Origin of the sequence: Acidovorax radicis (assembly GCF_020510705.1) — a bacterium.
Classification (GTDB): Bacteria; Pseudomonadota; Gammaproteobacteria; order Burkholderiales; family Burkholderiaceae_C; genus Acidovorax; species Acidovorax radicis_A.
The window spans coordinates 3,677,468-3,692,287 of record NZ_CP075184.1 but is presented as its reverse complement, the minus strand read 5'-3'; the positions used below and the strand labels follow the sequence as shown (position 1 = coordinate 3,692,287).

Annotated in this window: 16 protein-coding genes; 9 read left to right on the top strand and 7 right to left on the bottom strand. The window is 65.6% G+C overall.

What is annotated here, in order from left to right; all coding sequences use genetic code 11:
• Positions 1-3: 3 nt before the first annotated feature.
• Genes KI609_RS16905 through KI609_RS16895 form a run of 3 tightly spaced genes read right to left on the bottom strand, consistent with a single transcriptional unit; the run spans position 4 to position 1,346 of the window.
• Entirely contained in the window at positions 4-237 is a 234-nt protein-coding gene (locus tag KI609_RS16905; protein ID WP_226444725.1) for a DUF2798 domain-containing protein, read from the bottom strand.
• Positions 234-833: a flavodoxin family protein gene (locus tag KI609_RS16900; RefSeq protein WP_226444724.1), complete on the bottom strand. Its 600-nt coding sequence runs from the start codon at positions 831-833 to the stop codon at positions 234-236. Before KI609_RS16900 ends, KI609_RS16905 begins: the two co-directional genes overlap by 4 nt.
• A 48-nt stretch (positions 834-881) precedes the next feature.
• Positions 882-1,346: a DUF2938 domain-containing protein gene (locus tag KI609_RS16895; RefSeq protein WP_413463436.1), complete on the bottom strand. Its 465-nt coding sequence runs from the start codon at positions 1,344-1,346 to the stop codon at positions 882-884.
• A gap of 116 nt (positions 1,347-1,462) precedes the next feature.
• Here KI609_RS16895 and KI609_RS16890 point away from each other — a divergent pair, with 116 nt between their 5' ends.
• Positions 1,463-1,906, top strand: a complete 444-nt coding sequence (locus KI609_RS16890) for a helix-turn-helix domain-containing protein (RefSeq protein WP_226444722.1) — start codon at positions 1,463-1,465, stop codon at positions 1,904-1,906.
• Between the two features lie 26 nt (positions 1,907-1,932).
• The gene (locus tag KI609_RS16885) at positions 1,933-2,760 is read left to right on the top strand and encodes a TOBE domain-containing protein (protein ID WP_226444721.1); all 828 of its coding nucleotides are present in this window, start codon (positions 1,933-1,935) and stop codon (positions 2,758-2,760) included.
• Positions 2,761-2,952: 192 nt separating this feature from the next.
• Here the strand turns inward: KI609_RS16885 and KI609_RS16880 are convergent, their stop codons facing one another.
• Positions 2,953-4,173, bottom strand: a complete 1,221-nt coding sequence (locus KI609_RS16880) for a helix-turn-helix domain-containing protein (RefSeq protein WP_226444720.1) — start codon at positions 4,171-4,173, stop codon at positions 2,953-2,955.
• Between the two features lie 278 nt (positions 4,174-4,451).
• Here KI609_RS16880 and KI609_RS16875 point away from each other — a divergent pair, with 278 nt between their 5' ends.
• The 7 genes from KI609_RS16875 (at position 4,452) to KI609_RS16845 (ending at position 12,397) form a co-directional block, all read left to right on the top strand.
• Complete coding sequence (locus tag KI609_RS16875; RefSeq protein ID WP_226444719.1) at positions 4,452-4,922, top strand: (2Fe-2S)-binding protein; 471 nt, start codon at positions 4,452-4,454, stop codon at positions 4,920-4,922.
• A 44-nt stretch (positions 4,923-4,966) separates the two neighbouring features.
• Positions 4,967-7,354 (top strand): xanthine dehydrogenase family protein molybdopterin-binding subunit, encoded by a 2,388-nt coding sequence (locus KI609_RS16870; RefSeq protein ID WP_226444718.1) that lies wholly within the window; start codon positions 4,967-4,969, stop codon positions 7,352-7,354.
• 156 nt (positions 7,355-7,510) lie between these two features.
• Complete coding sequence (locus tag KI609_RS16865) at positions 7,511-8,302, top strand: FAD binding domain-containing protein (protein WP_226444717.1); 792 nt, start codon at positions 7,511-7,513, stop codon at positions 8,300-8,302.
• A gap of 108 nt (positions 8,303-8,410) precedes the next feature.
• Entirely contained in the window at positions 8,411-9,337 is a 927-nt protein-coding gene (locus KI609_RS16860; protein WP_226444716.1) for an AAA family ATPase, read from the top strand.
• Between the two features lie 29 nt (positions 9,338-9,366).
• On the top strand, positions 9,367-10,581 hold the full coding sequence (locus KI609_RS16855) for a vWA domain-containing protein (protein ID WP_226444715.1): 1,215 nt from the start codon (positions 9,367-9,369) through the stop codon (positions 10,579-10,581).
• A gap of 41 nt (positions 10,582-10,622) precedes the next feature.
• Entirely contained in the window at positions 10,623-11,246 is a 624-nt protein-coding gene (locus KI609_RS16850; RefSeq protein ID WP_226444714.1) for a CoxG family protein, read from the top strand.
• A gap of 29 nt (positions 11,247-11,275) precedes the next feature.
• Positions 11,276-12,397 carry an XdhC family protein gene (locus KI609_RS16845; RefSeq protein WP_226444713.1) on the top strand — a complete coding sequence of 374 codons (1,122 nt, stop codon included), beginning with the start codon at positions 11,276-11,278 and terminating at the stop codon, positions 12,395-12,397.
• A gap of 93 nt (positions 12,398-12,490) precedes the next feature.
• Here the strand turns inward: KI609_RS16845 and KI609_RS16840 are convergent, their stop codons facing one another.
• The 3 genes from KI609_RS16840 to KI609_RS16830 all read right to left on the bottom strand — a co-directional run bounded on the left by KI609_RS16840 (position 12,491) and on the right by KI609_RS16830 (position 14,783).
• Positions 12,491-13,186 (bottom strand): glutathione S-transferase family protein, encoded by a 696-nt coding sequence (locus tag KI609_RS16840; protein WP_226444712.1) that lies wholly within the window; start codon positions 13,184-13,186, stop codon positions 12,491-12,493.
• Between the two features lie 158 nt (positions 13,187-13,344).
• Positions 13,345-14,103: a response regulator gene (locus KI609_RS16835; protein WP_226444711.1), complete on the bottom strand. Its 759-nt coding sequence runs from the start codon at positions 14,101-14,103 to the stop codon at positions 13,345-13,347.
• Positions 14,100-14,783 carry a response regulator gene (locus KI609_RS16830; protein WP_226444710.1) on the bottom strand — a complete coding sequence of 228 codons (684 nt, stop codon included), beginning with the start codon at positions 14,781-14,783 and terminating at the stop codon, positions 14,100-14,102. The genes KI609_RS16835 and KI609_RS16830 overlap by 4 nt, the downstream gene beginning before the upstream one ends.
• Between the last annotated feature and the right edge of the window lie 37 nt (positions 14,784-14,820).

The window sequence follows — 14,820 nt, the reverse complement described above, 5'->3', positions numbered from 1 at the left end:
CGCTCAACCCTTGGTGGTGGTGGTGAGCAGCGCCACCACCTTGCGGGCCAGAGGGGCCGCCAGCATCACCGCCGGAAAGGCGAACAGCCACCCGGTGAGCCATGCGCCCGCCCAGAGGCTCACCCAATCCTGCTGGGGCTGCAGGGCGCGAAAGGTGGAGATGCCCGACACCAGCAGCGACATCACCCCGGACAGGATCAGGCTGAATAGTACCGGGCCATAGCGGGCGGGGATCATGCCGCAACCTCTTCGCCAGGCTGGCGTGCGCCCACACCGCCCAGGCGCTGCAGTGTCTCGGCGAAATGCTGGCCGAACATGCGGGCGGTCTTGGTGTCGCCGGGCACAAACGCATCGGCTGCCGCTCCATGGCCCGCCTGCGCCATCAGGCCCGCCCAGGAGCCGAGGCGGTTGGCCGCTTCGTCGTTCGGCACCCCGGCATGCTGCTCGGGAAGGATGGGGTTGCCCACCCACACCATGCCGTGCTGCATGGCAAACACCCACATCGACATCAGCGTGGACTGCTTGTCGCCCGCAGGCAGCGACGACACGGTAAAGCCCGCCGCAAGCTTGTTCTTGAGCTGCTGCGTTTTCCAGAGACGGCCGGTGGCATCCATGAAGGTCTTGAACGGCCCGGACACCCCACCCAGGTAGGTGGGCGAGCCCAGGATGACGCCGTCGTAGCGCAGCAGGCGGTCGGGCGCCTGCGCCAGGTCTTCGGCCCGGACCAGTTCAGCGAGGACGCCCGGCACGGCGCGTGCGCCGTCTAGCACGTGGTGGGCGATGTGTGCGGTGTGGCCGTGGGCGCTGTGATAGACGATGGCAATGTGTTGCATGGTGTGAGTTCCTTAGGAGTGATTTCTGGGGAGAAGGCGCGAGGCAGGTCAGCGTGAAATCAGTGCGATGACCAGCGCGGAGAGATACAGGCCCAGGCCAAATACGGTGTGGTTGGCCAGGCTGCGCAGGCAGTTTTTGAGCGGGGTGGGCGTGCGCGAGGCCGCAAAGCCCGAGCCCATGGAGGGCTGCATTACCAAGAGCGGCGCCGCCACGGTGCCCATGCCCACGGTCAGCGCGGGCCACAGGGTGGGGCTGTGGACCCAGGCGGTGCCCTGCAGGGACAGCAGCAGCACCGCAAAGGCCACGCCCACGGCGTAGTGTGTGAGCCAGCCCCAGGCCAGCTCGCCGCGGATCGGAGCGGCCTTGGCGATGGCGGCGTGGGCGATCTGGCCGCGCAGCAGGTGGCCCACCCAGCGGCCAATGAAGGCGAAGTTGAGCGTGGGCACGCCCAAACTTTTGAGCAGCAACAGCCAGGCATCCATGACGGCGGTGGCGCCGATGCCGATGAGCATCGCGAGTGGAATGTCTTGCAGTGAGAGAGTCATCAAAACACCTCGAAAAGTTGACGGAAGAAGGTTTTGAAAGGAATATAGAAGTTCAAGTCAACTTGAGGTCAAGGGGTTTTTTCATGGACATTGCCGAAGTCGCCAAACGCTCCGGGCTGCGGGCGTCCACGCTGCGGTATTACGAAGAGAAGGGGTTGATCCAGTCGGTGGGACAACCGGGCGAGCGCCGCCGGTTTGCGCCCGGCGTGATGGACCAGCTGGCGCTGATCGCGCTGGGGCAATCGGCGGGGTTCTCGCTGGACGACATCCGGTCGATGTTCTTGCCCAGTGGCGAGCCCAACATCGACCGCCAGTTGCTGTCGGCCAAGGCCGACGAACTCGACACCATGGTCAAACGCCTCAAGGCCATGAGCAACGGCCTGCGGCACGCAGCGGCTTGCCCTGCCAAGAGCCACGCGCAATGCCCCTCGTTCCAGCGGCTGCTGACGGCTGCAGCTACCGGCGCGCTGGAGCGCCAGAAAAAGCGCGCGAAGCCTGTCACGGGGCTGCGCCGCAAGGCAGCATGAAGGGGTCTCTCAGGCATCATCGGCGCATGCCTGTTTCTCTCTCCCTCTCGGATGCGCTTGGCCATGCCCTGACCGACAAGCGCATCGACATCCTGCGCCAGATCGGTGCCTGTGGCTCTATCTCGCAGGCTGCGCGTGCCGTGGGCGTGAGCTACAAGGCGGCATGGCAGGCGCTGGACACGCTCACCAATCTGGCGGGAACTCCCCTGGTGGCCCGTGCCGTTGGCGGCGCGGGCGGCGGTGGTGCGCAGCTGACCGATGCGGGGCGCGAGCTGCTGGCGGCGGCCGATGCCATGGCCCAGGCGCGTGGCGCCGTGCTGTCGCGCTGGCAGGCCACGCCGCATGCCGGGCCCGCGCTGGCCAGGCTGGCGGTGCGCACCAGCATGCGCAACCAGATGCCTGCCGTGGTGCAGCGACTCGAGGTGTTGGGCCAGATCGTGCGGGTGCATCTTCAGATCGGCCCGAACCAGGCCCCCCTGCTTGCCGACGCGCCGCCCACCTTTGCGTCACGCATCACGCGCGAGAGTGCGGAGTTGCTGGGTCTGCAGCCGGGGCTGGCCGTGCAGGTGCTGTGCAAGGCGACTGCCGTGCGTGTGGAGCGCGCTGGTGAGCCCCCAGTGTCCTCAGCGTCAGCTGTGGCTGTATTGGCACAGGCTGGGCATGGCACCTGCCGCCTGCCAGCGAAGGCCGTGCGCGTGGTGCGGGGCGAGTCGGGCGATGAGGTGTCAGCCCAACTGGCGGCGGGGCTGTCCATGGTGGGCTTTGCCTCGCCGGGCAGCGGCCTCAGAGCGGGCAGCAGGGTGGACCTGGTGCTGGAAGAAAACGCCGTGGTGCTGGCGCTGACAGACATCTGACCGGTTGCCACGGGCGGTGGGGATGTTTTATTGCTATGTTATTTATAGCTTGTGGCGCTTGTTGGTAAAGCGTTGGAGGCACTTTTTGCTTGTTTCTTTGACAACAGGTGCGTGTTGTGGAGTGGCCGCACTGTGCCCTGGCTTGGACTTTGGCGGCAGGGCCCCATCAGCGTTGCGCGCCTTTTATGCCCTTCATGCCTTTGGCATCGCTGGCGAATTGCGCATCTCGGTGGTCGTTGGCATCTCGCGTGCTGTCGCCGCTTTGGGCGCGCCGAGCTTACGGTACACCGTGGCGCGGCTGATGCCCAGTGCCCGCGCGGCTTCGGCCACGTTGCCTCGGGCGTGTTGCACCGCCTGGCGAATCATGGCGGTTTCTGTTTCGCGCAGGGGGGCGGAGGTTGCCGCTGCAACAGCCGGGGCAAGCCGCGGCGCCAAGGTGGTGGGCCGGGGCGGGTTGCACAGGCTGAGGGCCCGGTCGGGCAGCAGCGCCAGTGCCTGCAGGCGCAGACCCGACCACAGCGGCAAATCGACGGGCTGCGTGCGGTGCTGGCGGGCGGCGTCGAACAGGCAGGCGCAGGGCAGCGCCAGCAGGTCGCCGCAGTGGGTGCGGGCGTTTGGCAAGCGAAGGGGCTGGGGCACCAGTTGGCGGGCCATGCTGTTGCAGCCCAGCACAAAGCCATCGGCGTCCAGGGTCAGCAGCCCGTCGCCCTCGCTGCCCAGCATGCCGCCGGGCCAGTTCAGGCGCAGCAGCAGCGCGTATGGCTGCTGCAGCAGCAGGGCGTCTTCCATGGCGCGGGCGGACCGGGTCACCAGGTGGCGCAGTTCGGGGCGCTCGGGCACGTCCACGCCCGTGAGGTCCAGCATGCCGACGCAGCGGCCCTGCGGATCGAACAGCGGCGCGCCCGCGCAGCTGTAGCTGCTGTTGCCGTCAAAAAAGTGTTCTCCCCGGTGCAGCCACACTGGTTGCAATTCGGTCAGTGCTGCGCCGATGGCGGTGGTCCCCACACGGGCTTCGGAGAGGTCGATGCCTGCCCGGCCGATGGCCGCGGCGCGCGGGTCGCTGTGGTCGCAATGACCCAAGACATTCACAACCACCCCCTGTGCGTCTGTCAGCATCGCGAAGTAGCGCATGCCAGCCACGGCCCGCGTGAGCTGCTCCAGCACCGGCCGGGCGGCTTGCAGAAGAGGGCGGTTTTGCTCCAGGCTGCGGCGCAGCGCGGGCGCGCTCACCGCGTCAAAAACGACATGCTCCGTGGGCGCCAGCCCACGCGCCAGGCAGCGTTGCCAGGACTGCGCAATCCAGGGTTCGATCCCGGCATGTGCGGAGACAGCGCCATCGCTCAGCAGCGCGTGGCGGGCCTGCGCGATGAGCGCATGGCGGCTGGCGGGTGTAGAGGGCACGCAGGACGACATGGTGGCCAGTTTCCTTGAAGACTTCGCGACGAGGCGCGCCGCATGCTGACAACCACGCCACGGCGGCCATGGCGCTGCCGTCGGTGGGTTACATCAGCGGCACCCCGCTGCACATCATGCGCGGGTGTGCAGTGCAGCATGTTTCATTTTGAGAATATCCAGCCAGGGCCGCTGGAAATCTAGGGTTGTCCCTAGGGATGGGCGGTAGGGCGCGGCAGAAGATGCGTGGGCTAAGAACGCATTCATATCCAGCCAAAACCATTCCAGGAGACAGCCAGATGCAAGTCCAGTTCACGGTCAACGGGCGCTCGACCAGCGTTGACGTTCCTCCCAACACCCTGCTTGTCCATGCGCTGCGAGAGCATCTGCTGCTCACCGGCACCCACGTGGGCTGCGACACCAGCCAGTGTGGGGCGTGCACGGTGCATGTGAATGGCCGGGCCGTGAAATCGTGCGCCATGCTGGCGGTGCAGGCGCAAGGCGCCGACGTGCAGACCATCGAAGGCCTGGCCGCGCCCGACGGCACCATGCACCCCATGCAGGCGGCGTTCAAGGAATGTCACGGGCTGCAATGCGGCTTTTGCACCCCCGGCATGGTGATGAGCGCGGTGGACCTGTGCAAGAACCACCCCAACGCCACCGAGGGCGAGATCCGCGAGCTGCTCGAAGGCAACATCTGCCGCTGCACCGGCTACCAGAACATCGTGCGCGCGGTGCAGGTTGGCCAGAAGGCCATGGCCGGCGCCTGAGCCCGCCCACCGTCCCCACGCCAGAACAATCCAAGGAGACAACCATGGGTGCATCCGACTTTTCCAAGCTGCCGCACATCGGCGAATCGCTCAAGCGCAAGGAAGACTATCGCTTTCTGACCGGCGCGGGCCAGTACACCGATGACGTGGTGCTGGCCGCGCAAAGCCATGCCGTATTCGTGCGCTCGCCCCACGCGCACGCCAGAATCAACAGCATCAACGTGGACGCCGCCAAGGCTGCGCCCGGCGTGCTGGGTGTGTTTGTCGGCACCGATGTGGCGGCCGACAACATCAATGGCCTGCCATGCGGCTGGCTCATTACCAGCACCAATGGCGAGCCCATGAAGGAGCCGCCGCACCCCATCCTGGCGCAGGGCAAGGTGCGCTACGTGGGCGACCAGGTGGCCATGGTGGTCGCGCAAACCCAGCAGCAGGCGCGCGACGCGGCCGAGCTGGTGGAGGTCGACTACGACGTGCTGCCCGCCGTCGTCAACGTGGCCGATGCGGCTGCCGGTGCTGTGGCGGGCGCGGCGGTGCACGACATCGCGCCCGACAACCATTGCTTCAAATGGGCCATTGGCGACAAGGGCGCAGTGGACGCTGCGTTTGCCAACGCCGCGCATGTCACCCAGATCGACCTGATCAACAACCGCCTGATCCCCAACGCCATGGAGCCACGCACGGCCATTGGCAGCTACAGCCGGGCGAACGACGAATACACCCTGTACGTCAGCAACCAGAACCCGCATGTCGAGCGCCTGTTGATGACGGCCTTTGTGATGGGCCTGCCCGAGCACAAGGTGCGGGTGATTGCCCCCGATGTGGGCGGCGGCTTCGGCTCCAAGATCTTTTTGTACGCCGAAGATGTCTGCCTGACCTGGGCCTCCAAGAAGCTCAATCGCAACATCAAGTGGGTGGCCGACCGCAGCGAGTCGTTCCTCACGGACGCCCATGGCCGCGACCACGTGAGTCATGCCGAAATGGCCATGGACAAGGACGGAAAATTTCTGGCCCTGCGTGTGCACACCCATGCCAACCTCGGCGCCTATCTGTCCACGTTTGCCAGCGCGGTGCCCACCATCCTGTATGCCACGCTGCTGGCCGGGCAATACACCACGCCGCAGGTGCACGTTGAAGTCGATGCGTGGTTTACCAACACCTCGCCGGTCGATGCGTACCGGGGTGCAGGGCGACCCGAGGCGACCTACCTGCTGGAACGCCTGGTCTCGCGCTGCGGCTGGGACATGAACCTGTCGCAGGACGAGATCCGCAAGCGCAACTTCATCACCAGCTGGCCCTACCAGACGCCCGTGGCGCTGCAATACGACGTGGGCGACTACCACGCCTGCATGACGCAAGCCCAGCAACTGGGTGATGTGGCGGGCTTTGCGGCGCGCAAGGCCGCCAGCGAGGCCAAGGGTTTCAAACGTGGCATCGGCTATTCGTCGTACATCGAGGCCTGCGGCATTGCGCCGTCCAACATCGCCGGTGCGCTCGGTGCGCGCGCGGGCCTGTTCGAATGCGGCGAGGTGCGCGTGCACCCCACGGGCAGCGTGACGGTGTTCACCGGCTCGCACAGCCATGGGCAGGGGCACGAGACGACGTTTGCACAGGTGGTGGCCGCGCGCCTGGGCATCCCGGTCGAGAACGTGGACATCGTGCACGGCGACACGGGCCGCGTGCCGTTTGGCATGGGCACCTACGGCTCGCGCTCCATCAGCGTGGGCGGTGCGGCCATCATGAAGGCGTTGGACAAGATCGAGGCCAAGGCCAAGAAGATCGCCGCCCATTTGATGGAGGCGAGCGACGCCGACATCGACTTCAGCGGCGGTGAGTTCACCGTGCGCGGCACCGACAAGAAGATCCCGTTTGGCCAGGTGGCGCTCACCGCCTATGTGCCGCATAACTATCCGCTCGACAAGCTTGAACCAGGGCTCAACGAGACGGCCTTCTACGACCCCACCAACTTCACCTTCCCCGCAGGCACCTACATCTGTGAGGTGGAGATCGATCCCGCCACGGGCAGCACGCGGGTGGACAAGTTCACCGCCGTGGACGACTTCGGAACCATCATCAACCCCATGATCGTGGAAGGCCAGGTGCATGGCGGCCTGGTGCAGGGCATTGGCCAGGCGCTGATGGAAAACTGCGTGTACGACCGCGAGACGGGCCAACTGCTCACCGGCAGCTTCATGGACTACGCCATGCCACGCGCCGACGACTTTCCCAACTTTCAGCTGGGCCACGTGTGCACGCCCTGCACACACAACCCGCTAGGCACCAAGGGTTGCGGCGAGGCCGGGGCCATCGGCTCGCCGCCCGCCGTGATCAACGCGGTGCTCGATGCGCTCAGGCCTTTTGGTGTGCGCGATTTCGACATGCCCGCATCGCCCCACCGCGTGTGGGAAGCCATCCAGTCGGCAAAGGCATGAAACACCCCTTGAGTCGCTTCGCACCCACTCTCTCAAAGGGGGGCGCCGCCGGCGCGGCGGGGCGGCCCTTGCGCGGCGGCCGCTGGCCTGCTCCGCGCGTTGTTCACCGGTTGCGAGCCTTTGCTGCCGCAGCATGAAAACTGACAGGAGTTCTTTATGTACGCATTCACCTTTGAAGCGCCTTCCTCCACTGCCGCCGCCGCGCAGCTCATCGCCCAGGGCGGCAAGCTGCTGGCGGGTGGGCAAAGCCTGCTGCCTTCCATGCGCCTGCGCCTGGCCCACCCCGAGAAGATCATCGATATCAACAGCATCCCCGAGCTGGCGGGCATCCGCCGCGAGGGCAACACGCTGGTGATTGGCGCCATGACGCGCCACATGGACGTGGCCAACAACGCGGACGTGAAGGCCGCCATCCCTGCGCTGGCCGACCTGGCCTCACACATTGGCGATCGCCAGGTGCGCGCACGCGGCACGCTGGGCGGGTCGGTGGCCAACAACGACCCCGCCGCCTGCTACCCCAGCGCCGTGCTGGGCCTGGGGGCCACGGTCATCACCAACCAGCGCGAGATCGCGGCCGACGACTTCTTCGTGGGCATGTACACCACGGCGCTCGAAGAGGGCGAGATCATCACCGCCATCCGCTTCCCCATTCCCAAACGCGCCGCTTACATGAAGTTCAAGCAGGCGGCATCGCGCTTCTCGCTGGTGGGGGTGTTTGTGGCGCAGACCGACAGCGGCGTGCGCGTGGCCGTCACCGGTGCGGCCAGCAGCGTGTTCCGCCATGCGGGGCTGGAGGCGGCACTCAACCAGAGCTTCACCCCCCAGTCTGCCGCCAGCGTGAAGATCGATGAGAGCGACCTGAACGCCGACATTCACGCCAGCGCGGCGTATCGCGCCAACCTGATCAGCGTACAAACCCAGCGGGCAGTGGCGCAGATGCTGGGCTGATGGGGGCGGGGGTTACCGCTGCCACCGTACGGCATTCGTAGGGTTTTTGAGTCAAATTGGCTGCTGGCGCTTTATGGATAAGCGCTAACAGCTATGAATTAAGTAGCAATGAATTCGTCTATAGCCGCCCCTGTTCCGGTTTCCATCGATGCCTTGGTACAGGCTTTGCAGGGCGTGGGCTACTTTGCCGACCGGCGCCTGGCCACGGCCGTGTTCTTGGCGCTCAAGCTGCAGCGTCCCTTGCTGCTGGAGGGCGAGCCAGGGGTGGGTAAAACAGCGCTGGCCCAGGCGCTGGCCAAGGTGCTCTCACGCAGCCTGATCCGCCTGCAGTGCTACGACGGCCTGGAGCAGCGCGAGGCGCTGTACGAGTGGAACTACGCGGCTCAACTGCTGCACATGAGGGCTGCAGAAGGCAAAGGCAGTGCCGACATGGCGCAGGTGGAGCGCGAGGTGTACCAAGACCGCTACCTCATCCGCCGCCCCTTGCTGCAAGCCCTGCAGGCACCCGCACCGGGCGCCGTGCTGCTCATCGATGAGGTAGATCGCGCCGACGAGCCCTTCGAGGCCTTTTTGCTCGAATACCTGGGCGAATACCAGGTCAGCATTCCCGAGATCGGCACCGTGCGCGCCACGGCCGCGCCGGTCACCATCCTCACCAGCAACCGCACACGCGACCTGCACGACGCTGTCAAGCGCCGCTGTCTGTACCACTGGCTGGACTACCCCGAGCGCGAGCGCGAGCTGGCCATCGTGCGGGCCCAGGTGCCGGATGCCAGCGCGGCCTTGGCGACCCAGGTGGCGGACTTTGTCGGCCGCCTGCGCAGCCAGCCGTTTGCCAACGCCTTTCAGCGCGCACCGGGCATTGCCGAGAGTGTGGAATGGGCGAAGGCGCTGGTGGCACTCGACACCATCGTCGTGGACCCCGAGGTGGTGCAAGACACCGCAGGCATCCTGTTCAAGCAGCGAGAGGATGTGGCGGCACTGACCAGCGACATGGCCGCACAGCTGCTGCAGCCTGCCGATGCCACGGCGTGACGGTGGGCGCGAACACGAAGAGCCATTGCATGTACCAGCGCACCACTTTCTCACAGCTGGGTGATGCGCGCACGGGCAAGCTTGCCGACAACCTCAGCGGCTTTGGCCGCACGCTGCGGCGCGCGGGCGTGCGGGTGGATGCGGCCCGCATGGCGCTGGCCCAGCAGGCGGTGATGTTGGTGGGCATGGCGCGCGAAGATGTCAGCGCGGCCCTGGAGGCCGTGTTTGTCAGCTGTGAGCAGGATCGCCTGGTGTTTCGCGAGCTGTTTGACGTTTACTTTCGCAACCCCAACGTCGCGCAAAAGCTGCTGGCGCAAATGCTGCCCAGTGCCGAGACCAAGGCCGAGCCTGCCAAGCGCCGTCCCCGCGTGAGCGAGGCCCTGGCCCCCGTGCATGCCGCGCGCAATGCCCCGGCGCCGCGTGAGGAGGACAAGGTCGACTTCGACGCCGCCATGACCGCCAGCGATCTGCAACGCTTGCGGCACGCCGATTTCAACCAGCTCTCTGCCAGCGAATACCTGCTGGTGGAGCGGCTGGCACGCGAGGTGCCCTTGCCCCTGCCGCGCTATGCCGCGCGCCGCACGCGCCCCGGCACGCGCGGCCACCGCCCCCACTGGCCCGGCGCCATGCGCAAAGCGGCGCGCTCTGGCGGCGAGGTGCTGGAGGTGCCGCTGCTGCAACGCCGCCAGCAACCCTTGCCTGTGCTGGTGCTGGTGGACGTGTCGGGGTCGATGGAGCGCTACGCGCGCCTGCTGCTGGCCTTTTTGCATGCGGCCACGGCGCCGCGCCATGCGGGCCCTGGCCTGCGCCGCGATGTGTTTGCATTTGGCACCGGCCTGACCGACCTCACCCCGGCCTTTCGGCTTGCCGATACCGACGCCATGCTGGACGCAGCCAGTCAGGCCATCCACGACTTTGCAGGCGGCACCCGCATGGGAGACAGCCTGGCCCAGCTGCGCATGCACCACGCCCGCCGCTTGGTGGGGCGGCGCACGCTGGTGCTGCTGGTGAGCGATGGGCTCGATACGGGCACCCCCGAGGTGCTGACCCGCGAGCTGGCCTGGCTGCGGCGCCATGGTGGCCGCCTGCTGTGGTTGAACCCGTTGCTCCGGTTTGAGGGCTATGCACCCACCGCCAGCGGCGCCGCCGCATTGCACCGGCAAGCCCATGGCATGCTGGCCATCCACAACCTGAGCCGGTTGCAGGATCTTGCAGGCAGCCTGGCGACACTGTTGCGGCAGTAACCGCGTTTTACGATCCCCCAGCACACCGAGAGGAACCCATCATGGAAATGCAAGCCAGCCGTACCTTGGCCGTCAGCCAGCAACAGGCCTGGGAGGCGCTCAACGACCCCGAGGTGCTCAAGCTGTGTATCCCCGGCTGCGACAAAGTAGAGCCCACGGCGGACCACCAGTACAGCGTGGCCATGGCGCTCAAGATCGGGCCGGTGTCCGCCAAGTTTGCCGGCGAGATCACCCTGTCCGACATCGTTCCGCCCGAGAGCTACACCATTGCCTTCGATGGCTCTGGGGGGGTGGCCGGTTTTGGCAAAGGCAACGCCCAGGTGCGGCTTGAACCGCTGCCGGTGGACGCGGCTGGCCAGGCCAGTTGTGAGCTGCACTACGCCGTGCATGCCACCGTGGGCGGCAAGATTGCGCAGCTGGGGCAGCGTCTGATCGACGGCGCCGCTAAATCGATGGCCGAGGATTTTTTCAAGCGGTTTGACAATGAGATGCAACGGCGTCACCCGCGCGCGGAACCCCCGCCGTCGGATGCCGAGGCGCCACCAGGCGTCCTGGTTGCGGCGGCCGATGACACTATGGTGCCGGGCGGTGGTGTGCCCGTCTGGGTGTGGGCTGTGGGTGTGGCCGCGCTGGTGTTGCTGGCCTGGTGGTTCAATCGGGGGTAAACATCGTTTGACGACAAAGGTCTTGGATCATGGAAAACCTGGATGTCTTCGTATTGCGCACGCTGCACAGCTGGCGTGCCGCAGGGCGACGCGCGCTGATGGCCACTGTGGTGCGCACCTGGGGCTCATCGCCCCGGCCCGTGGGCTCCATTATGGCGCTGTGCGAGGACGGTGCCGTGGTGGGCTCGGTGTCGGGCGGGTGCATTGAAGACGATCTGATCGACCGCTACACCCGCGCCTACGTTCATCTGGCCACTGCGAATCCCACAGCGACCGCGGCAGCCGCGTCTACGGAAACAACGGCAAACCCGCCCGGGGCCGACCACAGCATCCCCAGCGGGCCTCCGGCGTTCGTCAAATATGGCATCACTGCCGATGAGGCGCACCGTTTTGGCTTGCCTTGCGGCGGCACACTCGAACTGCTGCTGGAGTACGACCCCGATCCCTGCGGGCTGGCCGAGTTGCTGGCCCTGCTGCAATCGGGGCACCTGGTGCAGCGCACTGTGCGGCTGTCCGACGGCACCGCAACGCTGTCGATGATCCCGGCACCCCAGGCCATGACGATCGATGTCCACCAGTTGACCAACACTTTCGGGCCCGAGTACCGCATGCTCATCATTGGCGCGGGCCAGCTGACCGAGTACCTGGCCACCATGGCGCTGTTCAGTGGCTTTGCCGTCACCGTGTGCGACCCGCGCGAGGAGTACCGCGCCAGTTGGCATGTGCCTGGGGCCACCGTGGTCAGCGAGATGCCTGACGATGTGGTGCAGGCCTTCAAGCCCGACCACCGCACCTGTGTGGTGGCCCTTACACACGACCCCAAGCTCGACGACCTGGCGCTGCTGGAGGCCCTGCAGACCGATGCCTTCTACGTGGGGGGCATCGGTTCACGCCGCAACAACGAAGCGCGCCGCGCCCGCATGGTGGAGCATTTCGACCAGACGGCAGAGAGTCTGGCCCGTCTCAGGGGCCCCATCGGCATCTACATTGGCAGCAAAACACCGCCCGAGATCGCAGTGAGCGTCATGGCCGAGATCCTGGCGGTGAAGAATGGCGTTACATTGCCGCGCGACATGGCGGTGGCCGAGGCCAAGAACGAACGCGAACAGCAGCACAGTGACCTGGGCACGCCGGTGTGTGGCGTGCGTTAGCCGTGCATTAGCACTTCGCACTTCGCACTGCGGCGGGCCACCTGAACCCAAACGCAAACCAAGGACGCTCCATGGGCGCTCCGTGGGTTGCGGTCAGATCGACGGCATCACCACCGGGCCACCTTTCGCAATGCCGCGCTGGTAGGCCGACCGCGCCCGCATGCGTTGCTGGTAGGCCAGCAGATGCGGGCAAGCCTGGGCATGGGAGGCGCGCGAGAGTGCGGCCTCCACGGCAAAACTCATCTGAAAATCCGCCATGGTGAGGTGCTCGCCTGCAAACCAGGTGTGCTGGCCCAAGTGCTGCTCCATGAAGTCGAGCGCGGTGTTGACGTTGGGGTCGATCAGCTTGGCCTGGACCTTGCCGCACAGGGCCTTGGCAATGGGTTTCACGAAGAAGGGCATGGGCTGCGTCGGGATGGTCATGAACACCAGCTTCATGACCATCCAGTTCATGAGAGACCCTTCGGCGTAGTGCATCCAGAACCGGCACTGGCGGTACTCCGGCGTGCGCGGCGCAGGCTGCAGGTGGGCCAGGTCCGCAGCAGAGGCCTGGGCGGCATAGGTTTCGACCAGGTATTCGATGATGGCGCCCGACTCGGCGATCACCTCCTCTCCATCGGTGATGACAGGCGACTTGCCCAGAGGGTGGATCTTCTTCAACTCGGGCGGCGCCAGCCTGGTGGCCTTGTCGCGCTGGTAGATTTTTAGCTCGTACGGAACGCCGAGTTCTTCCAGGAGCCAGAGGATGCGTTGTGAACGCGAGGTTTCGAGGTGGTGGACGGTGATCATGCACGTCATCTTAGAACCTGTGGACGCTGCTGGTTTGCCATCATTTGCACGCTGTCGACGGGCTGCAGTGATGCATGCCTTTGGTAGCGAATGGCCAGGCTGAATCAAGAGGTCTTGAGCAGCGGGTTTTGCTGCGTAAAACGCTGAACCGCCTTGCTTCAGGGCCGCATCAAAAAGGCGCGCAATAAAAGCCAGTGTTCCACGCACTGCGCAGCCATCAAATGGGCGGCCGCATTTTCGAGCTGGTTGGCACGCACACTTTCGGCGGGGTGGCCCAGTGTCAGCAGCACGGTCGCCAGGCTGTGCGCCAGGCGCCGAAGGGCCGACCAGTCCTGTGCCGCGCAGGCGGTGTCCCCCAGTTTCACGTCGGCTGGAAACTGCTGCACGCAGCTGGCACGATAGGCTTTGAACAGGAAGGTGTCGCCTGCAAAGTGGGTCGCGATGGCTTCGGCCTCATCGGCTTTTTCGGCCTTGTCGCTTGTGCTGCGGAGCACGTCTTGGCCGTTGCTTTCAGCAGTGGCTACGCTTGGGGCGAGGTGCTGGTCGATATGGAGGGCATCGCGCACGCAGGCTTCCAGTTCCAGCACCGAGGCGGGTTTGGACAGCAGGCGCCACACCTTCAAGGCCCCGAGCTGTTCGCGCACAGCGGGCGTAAGCCCTGCGCTGAACACCACTACAGGCACTTTCGCCCCGGGCGCTGGCTCGTTGAGTAGCCGCTGCACCAGGTCGATGCCCGACTCTCCGGGCAGCATCAGGTCTGTAATGATCAGCTGCGCGCCACCGGCTTTCAGTGCCTGCATGGCGTCTGGCACATTGGCGCAGGTCACCAGTTCAATCGGCATTTCCTCCAGCGCCATCTGCACAAAGCGTGCAATGGAGGTGTCGTCCTCCACCAGCAACACGCGGGGGCGTGTCATGTCGGCGCCTTCGCAGAAGGAAGGCACGCCGCAAGAGCGGCAGGCAGATCAGCCACCAGTCGCGGCTTGTGTATGACCTTGACTCCCTGCAAGGCAAACGCGTATGGCTCCCGTTGTGCCGTGTCCAGCGACGTGACAACGATGAGGTGGCTGCGGGTGAATTGCGGTTGTGAGCGTAACGCGGTGATGAGTGTGGCGCCATCAATGCCCGGCAGCAGGATGTCCACGATCAGGACATCGGGCTGTGTCTGGCCATACATGGCCAGACCGGCAATTCCGTCATTGGCCACATGCAACACAACGTCAGGAAAGTGCTGCTGCACGATCAGCCCCACCAGGTTCTGAAAGTGGACGGAATCTTCTATCAGCAGAATTTGCTTTGCAGCGGGCGCCGCTTTCAGGGCGGGGTTGTGGGTTTTGATCGCTGCGGTGGGTTCAGCCCCCGCATTGCCCGCGGGTTCTGCCGTATCTGCCCCCATGTGCCGATGGCTGCTGACCCAGTGCTCCACAGAAGCGCGGGAGATTCTGCGATGCCCCCCTGGGGTTTTCCAGGCATCAAGTTCATGGCGATCCACCATGAGTTGGACGGACCGCACGGCCATTCCCAGCATCTTCGCGACCTCTAGCGTGGTGTAGTGGTCGGAGAGCGGGGGAGAGGAGGTGTAAGGGTCAGATTGCATAGGTTGGCATTTTCTCGCGAATTTTTTCTCTTCATCT